The following is a 19,281-nucleotide window of genomic DNA, read 5'->3' as shown; positions in this document are numbered from 1 at the left end:
TTAGTCAAATTCCAGTTCAACCTGTTCATTACCCACTAGAGTACGAAGGTCAACTAGCAGGCGATCTGTCGGCGTTACCCGCCAGGCCGCGCCAAATCTTAACTTAGCGCGTGCATTATCACGTTGATAGTATAAATGCACTGGAATCGTCCCCGACCGATGTGGTTCCAACGAGTCACGGAGACGGTTTAAAAGCTGGTCATCAATTTGCCTGTCAGTCAGCGAGATAGCAAGCCCACGCGCATATTTTTCGCGTGCTTCACTGATGTCCATTAGCTCGCGGGCGATCATTTTAAGCCCACCGCTAAAGTCATCAAAGCTGACCTGTCCGCTGGCTATCAGGATACGGTCTTTTTCCAGCAAATGTTGATATTTATCGAGCGCATCGGTAAATAGCATCACTTCGAGACGGCCGGAACGGTCATCCAGTGTACAAACCCCGATGCGGTTACCCCGCTTGGTGGTCATAACTCGCGCTGCTACTACGAGTCCAACCGCAGTGGTCATTTTGCCCCGATCCGTCGGATGCATATCTTTTAGGCGCATGCCACCGGCGTAGCGCTCTATCTCCTTCAGGTATTGGGTGATGGGGTGTCCTGTTAGGTATAAACCCAGCGTTTCACGTTCGCCATCCAATACCACCTGAGCAGGCCACGGCGCAACGCTGCTATAGGATTTCTCAACTTGTTCAGGTGCTTCGGCCAGCACGCCAAACATATCCACCTGACCAATCGCCTCTGCTTTGGCGTGTTGGTCAGCGGCTTTCAATGCGTCATTTAGCGAATTCATCAGTGCGGCACGATGCGGACCTAAACGGTCAAACGCACCAGACATGATGAGCTTCTCCAGCATACGTCGGTTTAGCTTTTTAGTGTCTGTTCTAGCACACAGATCAAATAACTCTTTGAAATGTCCGCCTTCGTTACGTGCGTCGATGATAGCCTCAATCGGCCCTTCACCCACACCTTTAATCGCACCAATGCCGTAGACTATCTCGCCATCGTCATTCACATGGAAATGATACTGCCCGCTGTTGATATCCGGCGGCAGCACTTTTAGCCCCATGCGCCAGCATTCGTCTACTAAGCCAACGACTTTTTCGGTGTTATCCATATCGGCAGTCATAACCGCAGCCATAAACTCGGCCGGATAATGAGCCTTTAACCAAAGCGTTTGATATGAAACCAGCGCATAGGCAGCGGAGTGAGATTTGTTAAACCCGTAGCCGGCAAATTTCTCCACTAGATCGAAGATTTTAACCGCCAGTTCACCATCAACGCCGCGCGCTTTAGCTCCGTCTTCGAACCCACCACGCTGCTTAGCCATTTCAACGGGATTCTTTTTGCCCATTGCACGACGAAGCATATCTGCGCCGCCTAGCGTATAACCGGCGAGCACCTGTGCAATCTGCATAACCTGTTCTTGATACAGGATAATGCCGTAGGTCGGCTCGAGCACCGGTTTCAGCGACTCATGCTGCCACTGAACGTCAGGGTAAGACACCTCTTCGCGCCCGTGCTTACGGTCGATAAAGTTATCAACCATCCCTGACTGCAAAGGACCGGGGCGGAAAAGCGCCACCAATGCGATCATATCTTCGAAGCAGTCAGGCTTCAGACGTTTGATTAAATCTTTCATGCCGCGCGATTCAAGCTGGAATACCGCTGTGGTTTCCGAGCGTTGCAGCATATCGAAGCTTTTTTTATCGTCGAGCGGAATGGCCGCAATATCGATTGGCTCTTCGCCCGTTTTAGCACGGCGGGCATTAATCATCTCAAGCGCCCAGTCGATAATCGTCAGCGTTCGCAGGCCCAAGAAGTCAAACTTAACCAGACCAGCGTACTCTACGTCGCTTTTATCAAACTGTGTGACAGGGTGATTACCTTCAGAGTCGCAGTATAGCGGCGCAAAGTCAGTAATTTTGGTCGGTGAAATCACCACCCCACCGGCGTGCTTACCGGCGTTACGCGTGACGCCTTCAAGCTTACGCGCCATGTCGATCAGCGCACGAACCTCTTCGTCAGCCTCATAAATTTCTGGCAGCTGCGGTTCGGCCTCAAAAGCTTTCGCCAGCGTCATGCCCGGCTCTGGCGGTACTAGTTTTGATATACGATCGACAAAACCATACGGATGCCCTAACACGCGGCCAACGTCGCGGATAACCGCTTTCGCCGCCATGGTACCGAAGGTAATAATCTGCGATACCGCGTCACGTCCGTACATTTCAGCCACGTGATCGATAACCCGGTCACGTTTTTCCATGCAAAAGTCGACGTCAAAGTCAGGCATGGAAACACGTTCTGGGTTCAAGAATCGTTCGAACAGCAGATCGAACTCCAGCGGATCCAGATCGGTGATTTTCAGCGCATAGGCTACTAACGACCCCGCACCAGAACCACGACCGGGCCCTACTGGTACGCCATTATCTTTCGACCACTGAATAAACTCCATCACGATCAGGAAGTAGCCGGGGAATCCCATCTGGTTGATAACTTTAAGTTCAACCTCTAAACGCTCGTCATATTCAGGACGGCGTTTGGCGCGCTCTTCAGGATCGGGGAATAAAAACTCGAGACGTTCTTCCAAGCCCTGCTTGGATTTTGCCACCAAGAAGTCTTCTGTCGACATCTCGCCAGTCGGAAACTGTGGCAGGAAATACTCACCTAACCGGATCGTCACGTTACAACGCTTAGCAATCTCTACGCTGTTTTCAAGCGCTTCGGGGATGTCGGCAAACAGCTCACACATCTCTTCTTCGCTGCGCATGTACTGCTGAGCGCTGTAGTTTTTAGGCCGTTTTGGATCGTCTAAGGTGAAACCGTCATGGATAGCGACGCGAATTTCATGAGCATCGAAATCACCGGTTTCTAAAAAACGTACATCGTTGGTAGCCACCACCGGAAGATCGCGCTCTTCAGCCAAGGCCACGGCAAAATGCAGATAGCTTTCTTCATCAGGGCGGCCCGTGCGGATAAGCTCCAGATAGTAGCTATCGGGGAAATATTGCTGATAAAAATCAACGCACTCATGCGCTAGCTGCTGGTTGCCACGCAGCAGCATTTTGCCCACGTCACCTTGGCGTGCGCCTGACAGCAATATCAGCCCTTCACGGTATTCAATCAGCCAATCACGGTCGATAACCGGGCCATCGGCACCATACCCGCGTTGATAGGCATGTGAAATAAGCAGGGTTAGGTTTTGATAGCCGGTGTTATTTGCCGCCAATATGGTCAAATGGGAAAGCTCATCGCCCAGCATTTCGCTCTTAACCAATACATCGGCGCCGATAATTGGCTTAATTCCAGCCCCGTGCGCCGCGCCATAAAACTTCACTAGCCCGCACATATTAGTATGGTCAGTAATCGCAAAGGCAGGCATACCCAGCGCAGCCACTTTCTTAACCAATGGGCCGACTTTCGCCAGCCCATCGATCATGGAATAGTCACTGTGAACGCGCAAATGTATGAAACGTGGTTCTGCCATATGTCAATTACTCGTCTAAAAACCTGTTACTAAAGAGGTAAATACATGGGGGCTAATTAAATAAGCCCAAGAACACGTTTAACCGGCCCAAAGCTGCGACGGTGGTGTTCTGTTGCTCCCAACTGCGCTAAGCGCTCAAGATGGAAAGCCGTTGGATAGCCTTTATGCTGTGCAAAACCATAGTCTGGGAACTGAGCATCCAGAACTTGCATTTCACGGTCGCGGGTGACTTTAGCCAAAATAGAGGCCGCACTAATTTCAGCCACACGACTATCACCCTTCACCACAGCCCGAGAAGCCATCGGCAATTTCGGGCAACGATTACCATCGATCAGCACAAAATCAGGTTCGATCGACAATCCCGCAACGGCTCTTTGCATCGCAAGCATAGTGGCATGCAGGATGTTCAACTCATCAATTTCGTGCGGCTCTGCGCGGCCTAAGCTCCAGCTCAACGCTTTCTCAATAATTTCTTCATACAGCGCGTTACGGCGCTTTTCGCTTAATTTCTTCGAATCGGCCAAGCCCACAATCGGACGCGCAGGATCGAGGATCACTGCCGCAGTGACAACCGCGCCAACCAAAGGTCCGCGTCCTACTTCATCAACGCCTGCAATTCGCTGCGCGATAGGATAGACAAAAATGTCACTCACTGAATTGGTGCTCATTGAATTACGGCCTATTGATTAACTTATTGATTAACTAAAGACAGCACCGCATCGGCCGCTTGTTCATCGGCGCCGCAGCGGATACTTTGGTGCAATTCGAGGAAGGTCTTTTGCAAGACTTTAGTGGCTTCACCACCTTCTAACAGCGGCAGTAAAGCAGCGGCTAATTTTTCAGGCTGGCAATCGTGCTGTAGCAGCTCTTGTACCAACTCACGGCGCGCCAACAGATTCGGCAATGAAACATAATCGGTTTTCACCAGACGCTCAGCCAACCAGAAGGTGAACGGTTTCATGCGGTAGCCAACCACCATTGGGCATTTCGCCAGCATACATTCCAGCGCCGCCGTACCAGAAGCTAACAGCGCCGCATCGCTGGCGTACATCGCATTACGTGCCTGTCCATCGAGAAGATGAGCGGTTAATTCTGGTGCAACTTCAGCTTTAATGCGTTCAAACTGTTCGCGACGCTTGGCGTTGACCAGCGGTACAACGATTTCTAATGCCGGATACTTCTCCCGCAAGATCGTCGCTGTTTTTAAGAAGTCAGCACTCAACATTTCAACTTCAGCGCTACGGCTGCCCGGCAGTAACGCTAAACACAATGCATCGGGAGCAATACCCAATGCTTGACGCGCGGCCTGTTTATCCGGGTTGAGCGGCATTGCATCAGCCATCGTATGACCAATGAAACGGCATGGAACATTGAATCTGTCATAAAACGCTTTTTCAAAAGGCAGAAAGGCTAAAACCAAATCGGTTGCCTTGCCAATTTTGAAAACACGCTTCTGTCGCCACGCCCACACTGAGGGGCTGACATAATGAATGGTTCGAATACCTTTCTGCTTTAAGCGGCCTTCCAGCGTGATATTAAAATCGGGCGCATCGATACCGACGAAAACATCGGGCTTTAGCTCAGTAAAGCGTTGGGTCAGTTCACGGCGAATTTTAAGTAGACGAGGCAGGCGTTCGAGAACTTCAACAATCCCCATCACCGCCAGCTCTTCCATTTCAAACCAGGCTTCACAGCCTTCGGCTTGCATCAAAGGACCGGCTACGCCGACAAAACGCGCATTGGGGTGACGCGCTTTCAGAGCACGGATTAAACCCGCACCAAGGATATCGCCGGAGGTTTCCCCGGCGACCAGACCAATCGTCAGCGGACGCGAAACGCGATCCACCGACAACGAGTCAGAGGCTATCTGAGATAACGTCATAGCTTAGCGGATAATGCCGCGAGTCGAACGCTCAAAGAAATCAACGAACAGCTGAACAGCGGGTTGCTGTTTGGCTAACTCGGCAATTTCTGGCTTGGCTTCTTCTAGCGTTTTTCCGCTACGATAGAGGATCTTGTATGCATTACGAATCGCATGCAGAGACTCTTTTTCGAAACCACGGCGCTTCAGGCCTTCAATATTCAGGCCGAACGGCGTTGCATGGTTACCCTGTGCAATCACATACGGAGGCACGTCCTGCGCGACGCCAGAACAGCCGCCGACCATCACATGCGCACCAATCACACAGAACTGGTGAACCGCTGTCATTCCACCGATGATCGCAAAATCATCAACCGTAACATGACCACCTAACGTTGCGTTGTTAGCGAAAATACAACGGTTACCGATGACACAATCGTGCGCGATATGCGCATTAATCATCAGCAAGTTATCGCTACCTACTTTCGTTAGGTTACCGCCCTGTGCAGTACCACGATGAATGGTGACACTCTCGCGAATACGGTTACGATCGCCGATTTCTACGCGTGTAGGTTCGCCAGCATATTTCAGATCCTGATTCACTTCACCAATAGAGGAGAACTGATAGATCTCGTTATCACGGCCAATTTTAGTAATGCCATTGACGACGACATGGGACTTCAGCACGGTACCTTCGCCGATTTCCACTTGGGAGCCGACGTAGCAAAAAGGACCGATATGCACACCGGCACCAATGACTGCGCCGTCTTCGACTATGGCACTTGGATGGATAAAGGCGGTTGGGTCAATCACGTATTAGGCCTCCCGGCTACGGGCACACATCATTGAAGCTTCGCAAACAATCTTACCGTCTACTTTGGCAACACCGTTAAAGCGAGCTACGCCGCGGCGCTCTTTGAGGAATTCAACTTCCAGAATCATCTGGTCGCCCGGCTGAACGGGACGTTTAAAGCGAGCATCGTCAATACCAGCAAAATAGTACAACTCGCCTGGCTCCAGTTTGCCCGCGCTTTTGAATGCCAGAATACCGGTGGCCTGAGCCATAGCTTCTAGAATCAACACGCCTGGGAAAATCGGTTTGCCAGGGAAGTGGCCCTGGAAAAACGGCTCGTTAAAAGTAACGTTTTTCACTGCACGCAGGAATTTGCCTTCTTCAAAATCAAGAACGCGATCCACTAAAAGGAACGGAAAACGGTGCGGCAGTAACTCTAAAATCTCGGAAATATTGAGAGTATGAGTGTCAGTAGTCAAAATACTCTTCCTGTAGGAAAACTAATTGTCATCAACAACACGGCCCGCCTCATGTCCATATAAAGACAATGATGCAGGCCGCAAATCGTTTTATACCCAGTAAAACAGGGTAAATGCCAGGAATATGTATTCACTGACAAAGGTATGGCTTTAGTCGTTAGTCATTAGTGACTTTCTTTTCAACGGCTTTTAGACGCTTATTGATTTCATCAATATTCATCACCAGAGCTGCCGTTTTACGCCATGCCTTGTTGGGTTGCAGCGGAATACCAGAGGAATAAATACCCGGTTCAGTGATAGGACGCATCACCATACCCATTCCCGTTACCACGGCTTTGTCGCAAATTTCCATGTGACCATTGATCACACTTGCACCGCCAATCTGGCAGTAGCGACCAATCTTAAGACTGCCCGCCATGATAACACCGCCAGCAACTGCTGTATTGTCGCCAATCATAACGTTATGTGCAATCTGGCATTGATTGTCGATAATTACGCCGTTGCCAATGATGGTGTCATCCAAAGCGCCACGGTCAATGGTGGTACATGCGCCAATTTCAACGCGATCGCCGATACGTACCGTGCCGAGCTGTGGAATTTTAATCCAATTGCCGCGATCGTTAGCATAACCAAAACCATCAGCGCCGATAACGGTTCCTGACTGAATCAGACATTTCTCACCGATTTCGATTTGATGATAAACGCTAACGTTGGCCCACAGGCGTGTGCCTGAACCAATTTTCGTGAACTTACCGACGAAGCAACCAGCACCAATGATGACGTTGTCGCCTAGCACGACGCCCTCTTCAATAACCGCATTGGCGCCAACAGAAACATTGTTGCCAAGCTGAGCCGTTGCATCAATCACCGCACTCGGTGCAATATCTTTTGCCGGAGCCGGTGTTGTATCCATAATCTGTGCCATCAGTGCATAGGTTAAGTAAGGGTTTCTTACTACCAACGCCGCCGATGTACAGAAAGGCAGATCCGCTTCAGTCAACACCACAGCGCTTGCATTGCAAGCAGCTAATTGTTCACGGTAGCGACTGTTAGATAAAAAAGTAATTTGCTGCGATTTTGCCGAATGCATTGAAGCAACGCCGGTGATGACGATATCGCCATCACCGTGAAGCTCTGCATTCAACTGCTGAGCGAGATCAGCGAGTCGAATTGAAGCCATGCCTTATTTAACCTGTTTCAGCACTTGTGCAGTGATGTCGTTGGAAGAATCAGCATAAGCAACAGCATTTGCATCAATAACCAGATCGTAGCCTTTGTCTTTAGCAACGGCACGAACTGCATCCTGAATGCGGCTCAACAGCTTATTACGTTCTTCGCCCTGACGACGACGGTTATCCTGCTCAAAAGCCTGTGCTTTCTGAGAGAAAGCGTCACGCTGTGCCATGATGTCTTTTTCCATCTTGGTACGATCGCTAGCTTTCATGGTAGAACCATCACGTTGCAGTTTTTGCATTTTTGACTGCAGATCACGTTCCTGGCCCTGCAACTCAGTTGCGCGGCTCTTGAATTCGTTCTCCAGTTGTTTTGCAACGGTTGCACGCTGTGGCAACTGCTGGAAGATGCTGGATACGTTTACAATTGCAATCTTATCAGCAGCTTGTACGTTAGCAGAAACTGCTAATGCCATGCCCAGACCTGCCGCATATAACCACTTTTTCAATTTAGACTCCTTACCATCACCCATATGTGTCGACGACACGTATACCGCATAGGCACCGACCCATAGTGTCTCTCACAACGTCCATTATAAAAGAACGCTCTGAGTGGAACTTATGCATTCTGGCATGGGGACGTATCCCCATGCCTTATACAGTAGCTTTTATAGAGTAGCTTATTACCAAGTCTTACCGATGTTAAATTGGAACTGCTCCGCTTTATCACCGTCGTATTTCTTAACTGGCTGAGCGTACGAGAATACCAATGGCCCCAATGGAGACATCCACTGTAGTGCTAGACCGGCAGAGACACGAATGTTGCTCGGATCGCTGTAGTCAGGAATACCCTGAGAACTACAGGAGGTCGCGCCACAACCGTTGTTATCCCAATTAGTATCCCAAACGGTACCCGCATCCATGAAGATAGAGGTACGCAGAGAATTGGAATATTTCTCACCCACGAACGGCGTTGGCGTAATCAGCTCAAGGCTGGCAACCGCCATGGCGTTACCACCCACCGCGTCATTGTCATCCGTCTTGCTACTATCAATGCTGCCATTCGAATTCAGATAAACCGCTTTAGGACCGATGTTATTCGATTGGAAACCACGTACCGAGCTAGAACCACCGGCATAGAAGTTTTCATAGAACGGCATTTCTTTACCGCCAAGGCCATCACCGTAGCCTAAACGGGAACGCCCCATCACAACCCAAGAACGATTGTCATCCAACGGCAGATAGCTTTGGCTATCGAACGTGATTTTGTAGTATTCGTTATCAGAACCTGGGATGGTCACTTTACCGTTCAGAGATGCTTTCGTACCCTGAGTTGGGAAGAACCCACGGTCAACGTTGTTGTATGACCAACCTAAGGTATACGTGAAGTCATCAGCGGTATAATCAGCTTTCTTAGTATCATCCGGATGCTGGCCCATGGAGTCCAGATAACGCCACATAGCGACCTGTGGCTGCATATCAGACAGGGAGTTATGTACGTAACCCAGACCGGTACGCAACGAGTTATTTTCGTTGATTGGGAACCCTAAGGTGCCATCAAGTCCATAGCTGCTGTTGGTATAGTCAGACAGATCCGCATCATCAGCTTTAAAGTCGTTATAGAAAATACGACCACCCAAGCTCACACCGTCAACGGTGAAGTACGGGTCTGTCATAGACAGTTCAGCATAGGTTTGGTAATCGTTTTTGGTACCGCTAATACCAACGGTATTACCTGTACCCAACCAGTTTTCCTGCTGAACGCCGACTTGGAAGCTAACGCCACTTTCAGTACCAAAGCCCACACCGAAGTTGAAAGTACCGGTGTTACGCTCTTTTACCTTATAGGTGACATCTACCTGATCCGGCGTACCTGGAACACGCTGAGTATCAACATCAACGGTTTCAAAATAACCGGTACGGTTCAGACGTTCTTTACCCTGATCGACCAAGTCGCTGCCCAGCCACGCACCTTCCATCTGGCGCATTTCGCGACGCAGAACAGAATCTTTACTGGTGTCATTGCCTGCAAACTTGATGTTACGCACGTAATAACGGTTACCCGCATCGACGTTCATATGCAACTTAACGGTTTTATCCGCATCGTTGATTTCAGGCTGAGTCTGCACTTTTGGATAAGCATAACCGTAGCGACCGAGGAGTTTCTTAACGTCATCCTCCATCTTGGTCACTTTGGCACCGTTATACAGTTCACCCGGTTCAATCGTGGTCAAGCGGTTGATTTCGGTGCTATAACCCGCCATGTTACCGTTCACGTCAACGCCGGTCAGTTTGTACTGATCGCCTTCAGTGATGTTAATGGTGATGTAGATGCCTTTTTTATCCGGCGTTAAGCTCACCTGAGTAGAATCAATATTGAAACGGGCGTAGCCGCGGTCCAAGTAGAAGCTTCTCAAGGTTTCTAAGTCGCCAGACAGTTTTTGTTTTTGATATTTACGGTCACCAACCAAGTTCCACCAAGGAACTTCGTCGCGCAGTTGGAAACGCGCAATCAACTCTTCGGAGGTGAACGCGTGGTTCCCAACGATATTGATTTGCTGAATCTGAGCGGATTTACCTTCAGTAAATACCAGTTTCAAGTCAACACGGTTACGAGGCAGAGGTGTTACCACCGCTTTCACCGTCGCACTGTATTTACCGACGCTGTAGTAGAAATCTTCCAGACCCTTTTCAATGCTAGAAAGCATTGTGCGGTCCAGAGCTTCGCCTACGCGCACGCCAGAAGCTTCAAGGTTCTGCTTCAGCATGTCGTCTTTTACAGACTTGTTACCGGAGAAGGTAATACTCGCGATCGTAGGACGTTCCTTAACCTGCACGATCAAGTTCTCACCATCGCGCAGCACCCGAACATCTTCGAAGTTGCCGGTCGCATATAATGCGCGAATAGTGTTACTGAGATCTTCATCGCTGACGGTATCGCCAACGCGAACCGGCATGTTAAGTAACGCCGCACCGACGGCGACCCGCTGCAGGCCTTCGAAATGAATATTTTTCACTACGAATCCATCTGCACCGTATACGGTTGCGCTGCCAAACAGCAGCGACGCTATGAGCAACTTTTTCATCGCCATCGTTGTTATGCGTTCTTCCTAACCTAAATCCCGTCCCTTAAAGGCGCGAGAAATCATTGAAGAGTGCAAGCCCCATTAACAACACCAGTAAAATAGAACCGATGCGATAACTGAAGTCTTGAACTCGCTCGGAAACCGGCCCTCCTTTTAGCTTTTCAATCGCTAAGAAGAGCAAGTGACCACCATCAAGTACTGGGAGTGGGAACAGGTTGATAATCCCTAAATTAACGCTGATAAGCGCTAAGAACATTAGGTAATACACAACACCGTACTCCGCTGACATCCCTGCGCCCTGCGCGATCGAAATCGGCCCACTCAGGTTATTCAGCTTCACATCACCAGTAATTAGTTTCCCTACCATAGAGACCGTTAGCTTCATCAATTGCCATGTTTTATCACTGGCCTGATAGATCGCCATAAACGGTCCATATTGTCGAATCGTCTTATACTCGTTAGGCAATGGAATAACTTTCGGCGCGATGCCTGCAAAGCCTTCCATTTTACCCGCACCAACAGCTTTGCTGTCTGGTGTTAACTGCAATGATTGAATATTTCCATTGCGTTCAATATCAAGTGCTATGCTTTCGTTAGGTCTTTCACGGACCTGCTTAACAAAAGTTTGCCAGTTCAATAACGGCTGACCATCGACTTTAACGATCCTATCGCCGACTTGCAAACCTGCTTTCTGAGCTGCTGAATCCTTTTGCACTTCAGCAAGGATCGGCTCAATCTGCGGGCCACGCGGCACGATGCCAAGCGAAACTACCGGATCTTGCTTATCTGGTTCAAACTGCCAATGCGTCAGATCCAGAGTTTTCTGCGTTTTATTGTCACTGCCAAACGGCGCGACTTCAACGGTGGTCTCTTTCGCACCAATTTTACCGACCAGCGCTAAACGAACAGAATCCCAGTCAGGCGTTTCGATACCTGCAACGGACTTTAGTTCCAATCCTGGTGAAATATCTGCTTGGGCCGCTACCGATTGAGGAACAATTTCGCCAATAACCGGACGAACGCTGGGAACGCCAATAACAAACACAAACCAGTAAGCGACTATAGCAAACAGGAAGTTAGCAATAGGACCTGCGCTAACAATGGCCGCTCGCTGCCACACCGTTTTGTTATTAAACGCCTGATGACGAAACTCAGGAGCAACGCTCTCTACGCGCTCATCCAGCATTTTGACATAGCCACCAAGCGGGATAAGAGCCAGCACATATTCGGTACCGCTACGGTCTACACGACGCCACAGCGCCTTACCAAAACCGATAGAAAAACGCTCTACCTTCACGCCACAGCGGCGAGCCACCCAAAAGTGGCCAAACTCATGCACCGTGATCAACACCCCAAGCGCCACTAAAAACGCAATCAGGCTCCAGAGTATATTGGTCATTGGTAAGCTCCCTGTCTCAAGCGGACTAGTAAAACACTAACAGCATAAGACATGCAAACACAGGTACTGCCGCAGTCAAACTATCAATACGGTCCAGAATGCCGCCATGACCGGGAATTAAATGCCCGCTGTCTTTAATGCCGGCTTCGCGTTTGAACATGCTTTCGGTTAAATCACCCAGCACCGAAACCAATGCGGCCACAATAGAACAAATCAGCAGCGTAGTTGGCACTATGGCGAGCGGCGCGTACAAACCAAAGCCCCACGAAATTAGCGCTGAGGTAATCAAGCCACCGATGAAGCCTTCCCACGTTTTACCCGGAGAAACCTTTGGTGCCAGCTTGTTCTTACCAAACAGTTTGCCAAACATGTAGGCACCAGAATCTGCGCCCCATACAAGGAACATCACATACAGCAGCCACCATGCCCCTTGATAGTGATTGGCGTCATAGCCGTGTTGACGTAGCGCAATCATTCCCCAAAAGAATGGAATGATAGTCGCTGCACCAAAAACAATTTTGAGTACGCGAGAGTGTTTCCACCATCCCGCGGACTTGGGATAAAACAGCACCAAAAACAGCGCAACAATCCACCAAACAACCGACGCCCACAGCGAACCTGCAATTAACGGCAGGTGCACGCTTCGATTAAACTCAGGCAGACTCAGCAACATCGCGGCTAGCACCAGACCGCAGATCACTGCGCCCCAGATACGCTGCGAATTAGATGTGAACCCAGCAAGTTGTCCCCACTCCCAAGCGGCTAGCATACATATGACTAAGGTCACAATGGCAAAACCAACGGGAGGTAATAAAAACAGCGCCGCAATGACAATAGGCACTAAGATCAAAGCAGTAATAATGCGAGACTTCAGCAAGAGATCCCCCTAAGACGCATCTGATGCGTTGATAGGTGTAGTGCCTCCGAAGCGGCGCTCGCGTTGCGCAAATGCATTAAGTGCACCTTCAAAGGTAAGTTCATCAAAATCAGGCCACAGCACATCCGTGAAATAAAACTCGGAATATGCGATTTGCCACAGCAAAAAGTTGCTGACCCGATGCTCTCCACCGGTCCGAATGACAAGGTCAACCGGAGCCAGATCGTGTAAGCAAACTTGCTGGCTCAGCAAGTCCTCAGTGATATCTTCAGGTTGAAGCACTCCTGCCTTAACCTGCTCGGCCAGCGTTTTCACGCCCTGCATGATATCCCATCGCCCACCATAATTAGCGGCAATATTTAACGTTAGCCCATCATTATTTTCAGTTAATTGCTCAGAACGACGAATACGCTCTTGTAAGCGCGAGCTAAAACGGCCGATATCACCGATGATTTTCAGACGTACATTGTGCTTATGCAAGCTTTTCACTTCGCCGTCTAATGCCCGGATGAAGAGCTCCATTAGCGCGCTGACTTCCTGCGCAGGGCGGTTCCAATTCTCACTACTAAACGCATACAACGTTAACGCCTTGATGCCATGGCTAACTGCAAAACGTACGGAACGACGTACCGATTTCACCCCAGCTTTATGGCCAAATACACGCATTTTGCCCTGACGCTTCGCCCAACGGCCATTGCCGTCCATAATGATAGCGACGTGCTGTGGACCACAGACTATCTCGTCAGTCATTGGTGATTGAGTGGAAGACATACGTGTAATCAATTCCTCAAAAGCATGGCGCCGAAGTAAGCGGCAACATCAAGCTCACCTTGCCCATGCGACATCAATTGCACAAACTGAACCGAGTATTAAATAACCAAGTGTTTAATGCGCAAAAAAGCCGTGTACTAGTCACGGCTAACCAATTAATCAGCAGCAAAATCAAAATACTTAGCGCACTAAATATCTCGCCCCACCGAAAGTTGTCGCAAACTATATCATTTCACCTGAACCGCCACAAACTACCTACACAGGGAATAGCAGATCTATATTAGGAAGTTCGCACTCAACCGTATTGTCATTTCACGCGCTTGGCGGTCAATATCCAAGACTTCTGCAATGCTTTGCGGCTCACAACACGTCAATGCCGACAAAACGTCCTGATTTAGCGCTGCAATATCGGTGAAACGAATTTGCCCACGTAAGAACGCATCCACTGAAATTTCGTTCGCCGCATTCAACGCGGTTGTCGCTGCCTGCCCTGCTCGCGACGCGTCTATCGCCAGTTGCAAACAAGGATAGCGCACCATATCAGGTTGCTCGAACGTAAATGAGCCAATTTTGCAGAAATCGAGAGGTTCGACACCGGTTTGCACACGAGCTGGATAAGCCATCGCATGGGCAATCGGCGTGCGCATGTCTGGCGAACCTAGCTGGGCAATTACGCTACCATCACGGTAACGCACCATAGAATGAATGACGGATTGAGGATGAATTATTACCTCCATCTCGGACTCTGAGGCATTAAACAACCAACGAGCTTCGATGTACTCGAGTCCTTTATTCATCATGGTGGCAGAATCGACGGAAATCTTACGCCCCATCGACCAGTTTGGATGCGCACAGGCCTGATCGGGCGTGACCGCACCAAAATCGCCCATCGGCAATTGGCGGAATGGTCCTCCTGAGCCGGTAAGAACAATACGCGATATGCCGTTCTCATTCAGTGAGGCAAAGCCAAGATTCTTTTGTACAGCCTCGGGCAAACTCTGAAAAATCGCATTATGCTCGCTGTCGATAGGCAACAGCTGAGCGCGACTCTGTTTCAGCGCATCCATAAACAGACGTCCACAGGTCACTAACGCCTCTTTATTGGCCAGCAAAACCTGCTTATTGGCTTTAATCGCGGCCAGCGTCGGCAAGAGGCCTGCTGCGCCAACAATGGCAGCCATCACCTGATCAACCTCATCCAGCGCGGCTAAATCGCAGGCAGCCGGCTCGCCAGACATCACCTCGATGCCGCTAAGCCCTGCGTCTTGTAAGCGTTGACGAAGCATCTGGGCAGCATGGTCATCAGCCATAGAAACATAGCGCGGAGCGAACTCAACGCACTGCTGGAACATGACTTCGACGTTTTTACCTGCCACCAGCGCGGCAACTTTAAATTTATCAGGATTTGCTCGCACCACAGCCAGTGTACTGGTGCCAATGGAGCCGGTAGAACCAAGAATAGTCAGTTGCTTCATGAGGGGTCTTCTGAATAACTGTTTAGAACAGGAGATGCATCAGTCTGAAACTAAGACGACGGATTGTCTATGAGAATTAGCCCGCCTTCAGCAACAGCCTGAGGTTTCTCGGATAGCCTAAAAAACAAAAGCGCCGCCGGGGCGACGCTTTTTTCAAGCCGGTGAGGAATTAAACCTCCATCAACTCTTTTTCTTTGTCAGCTAATGCAGCGTCGATCTTTTTGATCATTACGTCAGTCATTTTCTGCACTTCGTCTTGCGATTTACGATCTTCGTCTTCGCTGATCTCTTTATCTTTCAGCAAAACTTTAACTTTATCGTTCGCATCACGGCGTACGTTACGAACAGACACACGGCCCTGTTCAGCTTCAGCACGAACCAGTTTGATCAGGTCTTTACGACGCTCTTCGGTCAGCGCTGGCAATGGAACACGGATAACCGCGCCCGCAGACATTGGGTTTAAGCCCAAATCAGAAGCCATGATCGCTTTTTCTACCGCAGCAGACAAAGAACGATCGAACACGGTGATCGCCAGTGTGCGAGAGTCTTCAGCAACCACGTTAGCGACCTGACGCAAAGGCGTAGCAGATCCATAATATTCTACAGAAATACCATCCAACAGGTTCGGATGAGCACGACCCGTACGGATCTTGTTGATGTTTGACTTAAATACTTCAACGCATTTGTCCATGCGCGTTTCGGCATCTTTTTTGATTTCGTTGATCACGTTGCGAACCCTTGAAAACGGTTAATTAAACTGGCGCTTCGTCTTGAGAAACGCCGATATATTTTCAATCAAGCGTAACTGGCAAGAAAGCCTGACGCAATATTCATCGAGTAAAAATGACGCGTAAGGCTCTCACGTTCGTAGAGCGCCGTTATGCTCCAAATTATTTGGAGATCAGCGTGCCTTCTTTCTCACCCATAACGACACGACGCAGAGCACCTGGCTTATTCATATTAAATACACGAATCGGCAGGTTATGGTCACGAGCTAAGGTGAAAGCGGCCAGATCCATAACTTTCAGTTCTTTTTCCAACACATCTTGATAGGTCATTTGATCGAACAGCGTGGCATCTGGGTTGGTGACCGGATCGGCTGAGTACACGCCGTCAACTTTGGTCGCTTTCAGCACCACGTCAGCTTCGATTTCAATACCACGCAGACAAGCTGCGGAATCAGTCGTGAAGAATGGATTACCAGTGCCGGCAGAGAAAATCACTACGCGGTTGTTACGCAGCAGGCTAATCGCTTCTGCCCAGCTGTAGTTATCGCACACGCCGTTAAGCGGAATAGCAGACATCAGACGCGCGTTCACATAGGCACGATGCAACGCATCACGCATTGCCAAGCCGTTCATCACGGTAGCTAGCATCCCCATGTGATCGCCAACAACGCGGTTCATGCCCGCCTGCGCCAGACCTGCGCCACGGAACAGGTTTCCGCCGCCGATGACAACACCGACTTGAATGCCTAATTCAACCAGCTCTTTAACTTCCTGAGCCATACGATCCAGTACGCTTGCATCGATGCCGAAACCTTCTGCACCTTGCAGGGCTTCACCGCTAAGCTTGAGCAAGATACGCTGATATACGGGTTTGGAGTTAGTTGCCATGATGTTCTGTCCTAAGAAGCAGTCAATAAATAGTCGGAGGTATTTCAATGCACGGTCGTAACCGATCATTGGGATACATTCTAATGCTGGCTGGGATACTTAATAGTGTAAACCTTTCTACGTTGGCTAAGGGCTATGCGCCTAACGTTTCCAGATAAAACAATGGAACCACCCTGCGGCGGTTCCATTTGAAGGCGATTAAGCGCCTTTAGTCATTGAAGCAACTTCTGCAGCAAAGTCTACGGTCGCTTTTTCGATACCTTCACCCACTTCGAAGCGGATGAAATTGGTAACGTCAGCATTGTGCTCTTTCAGCAGCTGACCAACAGTTTTGCTTGGGTCCATAACGAAAGCTTGACCAGTCAGAGAAACTTCGCCGGTGAATTTCTTCATGCGGCCTTCAACCATTTTCTCTGCGATTTCTTTCGGCTTACCAGACTGCATCGCGATGTCCAGCTGAACCTGGTACTCTTTTTCTACTACTTCAGCAGAAACGTCTTCTGGTTTAACGAATTCAGGCTTGCTTGCAGCAACGTGCATAGCCAGTTGCTTAGCCAGTTCTTCATCAGCGCCAGTAGCAGCAACCAGAACACCAATGCGAGCACCGTGCAGGTAGCTAGCCAGTACATCGCCTTCCAGAGAAGAAACGCGACGAATGTTGATGTTTTCACCGATTTTAGCAACCAGTGCAACACGCTCTTCTTCGAACTGTGCTTTCAGTACTTCAACGTCGGTGATTTTGCCTGCAAACGCAGCGTCCAGCACTTTCTCAGCGAATGCCTGGAAACCACCGTCTTTAGCAACGAAGTCAGTCTGGCAGTTAACTTCCAGAATCACACCGTAGTTGCCTTCAATCTTGGTTTTGATCACGCCATCAGCAGCAACGTTGCCTGCTTTTTTCGCCGCTTTGATCGCGCCAGATTTACGCATATTTTCGATTGCCAGCTCGATGTCGCCTTGGGCCTCGGTCAGCGCTTTCTTACAATCCATCATGCCTGCGCCAGTACGTTCACGCAGTTCTTTTACCAGGGCGGCGGTAATATCAGCCATTGTATTTTCCTCGGTGGTCTCGTCGTGAAGAGCGAACCTCACGGAGACAGGTTCTCTCGTCTAGGGATTGGTTCTTTATATCGCCGTGATGTTAAAGGCGATTTTTACAAAGAAAGGGGGGGCCATAAAGGCCCCCTAACCAACATATTTTAATACCTGGTTAATAAGGGCTCAAATTTTGAGCTTGCCTTATTATTCAGCTTCTACGAAGCTTTCTTCCGCTTGGGAAACCAGATCCTGAGAACGGCCTTCACGGACAGTTGCCGCTACAGCGCTCAGGTACAGGTTTACTGCACGGATTGCGTCATCGTTACCAGGGATAACGAAGTCAACGCCGTCCGGATCGGAGTTGGTATCAACGATAGAGAATACCGGGATACCCAGGTTGTTGGCTTCTTTAATCGCGATGTGTTCGTGATCAGCATCAACGACGAACAGAGCGTCAGGCAAGCCGCCCATGTCTTTGATACCGCCCAGGCTGTTTTCCAGCTTGGCCAGTTCACGATTGCGCATCAGCACTTCTTTTTTGGTCAGCTTATCGAAAGTGCCATCCTGAGACTGAACTTCCAGATCTTTCAGACGCTTGATGCTCTGACGAACGGTTTTCCAGTTAGTCAGCATGCCACCCAACCAGCGATGGTTCACGAAGAACTGATCGCAGCTGTTCGCAGCTTCTTTTACCGCTTCGCTTGCAGCGCGTTTAGTACCAACGAACAGGATTTTGCCTTTACGAGCAGAAATCTTCTGCAACTCAGCCAAAGCTTCGTTGAACATTGGAACAGTTTTTTCAAGGTTGATGATGTGAACCTTGTTACGAGCACCGAAGATGAAAGGCTTCATTTTCGGGTTCCAGTAACGGGTCTGGTGACCAAAGTGTACACCGGCCTTGAGCATATCGCGCATGGAAACAGTTGCCATGATTAAACCTCTATATAAAGTTTGGGGTTAAGCCTCCACATATCCCATGAGCCGACCCGGCAAGGCATGGTCCGAAGACTCATCCTGCAAGGCACCCCGGCGCACGTGCCGATATGTGTGTGTTGTTGTCGTTTCTTTGCAAAGAATACAAATAACACAATTGAGATTTACAGCTTCCTTATCAACGCCCCTGCATTGAACAGAAGGAATAGAAGATATAGGAACTGCGGCGCGCTTTATACCATAAACGAGCCATAGACTCCACCTTTTGTTGCATTTTGAGCCCACGGCTATCGTAGGA

Annotated in this window: 16 protein-coding genes; all 16 read right to left on the bottom strand. The window is 49.4% G+C overall.

Features of this window, described 5'->3' with window-relative positions:
- The gene (dnaE, locus tag BN1044_RS17120; protein ID WP_072309692.1) at window positions 1-3,483 is read right to left on the bottom strand and encodes a DNA polymerase III subunit alpha; all 3,483 of its coding nucleotides are present in this window, start codon (window positions 3,481-3,483) and stop codon (window positions 1-3) included.
- 56 nt (window positions 3,484-3,539) lie between these two features.
- A complete protein-coding gene (gene rnhB / locus BN1044_RS17115) occupies window positions 3,540-4,136 on the bottom strand; it encodes a ribonuclease HII (protein WP_072309730.1) in 597 nt (198 codons plus the stop codon).
- A 38-nt stretch (window positions 4,137-4,174) separates the two neighbouring features.
- Entirely contained in the window at window positions 4,175-5,365 is a 1,191-nt protein-coding gene (lpxB, locus tag BN1044_RS17110) for a lipid-A-disaccharide synthase (protein ID WP_072309691.1), read from the bottom strand.
- Window positions 5,366-5,368: 3 nt separating this feature from the next.
- Window positions 5,369-6,157: an acyl-ACP--UDP-N-acetylglucosamine O-acyltransferase gene (lpxA, locus tag BN1044_RS17105; RefSeq protein WP_061553608.1), complete on the bottom strand. Its 789-nt coding sequence runs from the start codon at window positions 6,155-6,157 to the stop codon at window positions 5,369-5,371.
- 3 nt (window positions 6,158-6,160) lie between these two features.
- On the bottom strand, window positions 6,161-6,616 hold the full coding sequence (gene fabZ / locus BN1044_RS17100) for a 3-hydroxyacyl-ACP dehydratase FabZ (protein ID WP_025800216.1): 456 nt from the start codon (window positions 6,614-6,616) through the stop codon (window positions 6,161-6,163).
- 157 nt (window positions 6,617-6,773) lie between these two features.
- On the bottom strand, window positions 6,774-7,796 hold the full coding sequence (gene lpxD, locus BN1044_RS17095) for a UDP-3-O-(3-hydroxymyristoyl)glucosamine N-acyltransferase (protein WP_025800217.1): 1,023 nt from the start codon (window positions 7,794-7,796) through the stop codon (window positions 6,774-6,776).
- Window positions 7,797-7,799: 3 nt separating this feature from the next.
- Complete coding sequence (gene skp, locus BN1044_RS17090) at window positions 7,800-8,297, bottom strand: molecular chaperone Skp (RefSeq protein ID WP_025800218.1); 498 nt, start codon at window positions 8,295-8,297, stop codon at window positions 7,800-7,802.
- A gap of 174 nt (window positions 8,298-8,471) precedes the next feature.
- Window positions 8,472-10,880, bottom strand: a complete 2,409-nt coding sequence (bamA, locus tag BN1044_RS17085; protein WP_072309690.1) for an outer membrane protein assembly factor BamA — start codon at window positions 10,878-10,880, stop codon at window positions 8,472-8,474.
- Between the two features lie 37 nt (window positions 10,881-10,917).
- A complete protein-coding gene (gene rseP, locus BN1044_RS17080) occupies window positions 10,918-12,273 on the bottom strand; it encodes a sigma E protease regulator RseP (protein ID WP_040047098.1) in 1,356 nt (451 codons plus the stop codon).
- Window positions 12,274-12,298: 25 nt separating this feature from the next.
- The gene (gene cdsA, locus BN1044_RS17075) at window positions 12,299-13,150 is read right to left on the bottom strand and encodes a phosphatidate cytidylyltransferase (RefSeq protein WP_072309689.1); all 852 of its coding nucleotides are present in this window, start codon (window positions 13,148-13,150) and stop codon (window positions 12,299-12,301) included.
- A 9-nt stretch (window positions 13,151-13,159) separates the two neighbouring features.
- Entirely contained in the window at window positions 13,160-13,921 is a 762-nt protein-coding gene (ispU, locus tag BN1044_RS17070; protein WP_072309688.1) for a (2E,6E)-farnesyl-diphosphate-specific ditrans,polycis-undecaprenyl-diphosphate synthase, read from the bottom strand.
- A 275-nt stretch (window positions 13,922-14,196) separates the two neighbouring features.
- Window positions 14,197-15,396 (bottom strand): 1-deoxy-D-xylulose-5-phosphate reductoisomerase, encoded by a 1,200-nt coding sequence (gene ispC / locus BN1044_RS17065; RefSeq protein ID WP_072309687.1) that lies wholly within the window; start codon window positions 15,394-15,396, stop codon window positions 14,197-14,199.
- A 169-nt stretch (window positions 15,397-15,565) separates the two neighbouring features.
- On the bottom strand, window positions 15,566-16,123 hold the full coding sequence (gene frr / locus BN1044_RS17060; protein ID WP_025800224.1) for a ribosome recycling factor: 558 nt from the start codon (window positions 16,121-16,123) through the stop codon (window positions 15,566-15,568).
- Window positions 16,124-16,286: 163 nt separating this feature from the next.
- Window positions 16,287-17,012, bottom strand: coding sequence for a UMP kinase (gene pyrH / locus BN1044_RS17055; RefSeq protein WP_020303583.1), 726 nt, complete (start codon window positions 17,010-17,012; stop codon window positions 16,287-16,289).
- Window positions 17,013-17,210: 198 nt separating this feature from the next.
- Window positions 17,211-18,062: a translation elongation factor Ts gene (tsf, locus tag BN1044_RS17050; protein ID WP_025800225.1), complete on the bottom strand. Its 852-nt coding sequence runs from the start codon at window positions 18,060-18,062 to the stop codon at window positions 17,211-17,213.
- A gap of 192 nt (window positions 18,063-18,254) precedes the next feature.
- Window positions 18,255-18,980 carry a 30S ribosomal protein S2 gene (rpsB, locus tag BN1044_RS17045; RefSeq protein ID WP_025800226.1) on the bottom strand — a complete coding sequence of 242 codons (726 nt, stop codon included), beginning with the start codon at window positions 18,978-18,980 and terminating at the stop codon, window positions 18,255-18,257.
- Between the last annotated feature and the right edge of the window lie 301 nt (window positions 18,981-19,281).

This window comes from Hafnia alvei, assembly GCF_900095695.1.
GTDB classification, from domain to species: domain Bacteria; phylum Pseudomonadota; class Gammaproteobacteria; order Enterobacterales; family Enterobacteriaceae; genus Hafnia; species Hafnia alvei_B.
This window is presented reverse-complemented; position numbering and strand designations above follow the sequence as displayed.

Bases quoted from the DNA above. Each gene is read 5' to 3' on its own strand.
- ispC (WP_072309687.1), bottom strand. From the start codon at position 15,396: ATGAAGCAACTGACTATTCTTGGTTCTACCGGCTCCATTGGCACCAGT.
- dnaE (WP_072309692.1), bottom strand. From the start codon at position 3,483: ATGGCAGAACCACGTTTCATACATTTGCGCGTTCACAGTGACTATTCC.
- rseP (WP_040047098.1), bottom strand. From the start codon at position 12,273: ATGACCAATATACTCTGGAGCCTGATTGCGTTTTTAGTGGCGCTTGGG.
- pyrH (WP_020303583.1), bottom strand. From the start codon at position 17,012: ATGGCAACTAACTCCAAACCCGTATATCAGCGTATCTTGCTCAAGCTT.
- bamA (WP_072309690.1), bottom strand. From the start codon at position 10,880: ATGGCGATGAAAAAGTTGCTCATAGCGTCGCTGCTGTTTGGCAGCGCA.
- lpxD (WP_025800217.1), bottom strand. From the start codon at position 7,796: ATGGCTTCAATTCGACTCGCTGATCTCGCTCAGCAGTTGAATGCAGAG.
- tsf (WP_025800225.1), bottom strand. From the start codon at position 18,062: ATGGCTGATATTACCGCCGCCCTGGTAAAAGAACTGCGTGAACGTACT.
- lpxB (WP_072309691.1), bottom strand. From the start codon at position 5,365: ATGACGTTATCTCAGATAGCCTCTGACTCGTTGTCGGTGGATCGCGTT.
- ispU (WP_072309688.1), bottom strand. From the start codon at position 13,921: ATGTCTTCCACTCAATCACCAATGACTGACGAGATAGTCTGTGGTCCA.
- rpsB (WP_025800226.1), bottom strand. From the start codon at position 18,980: ATGGCAACTGTTTCCATGCGCGATATGCTCAAGGCCGGTGTACACTTT.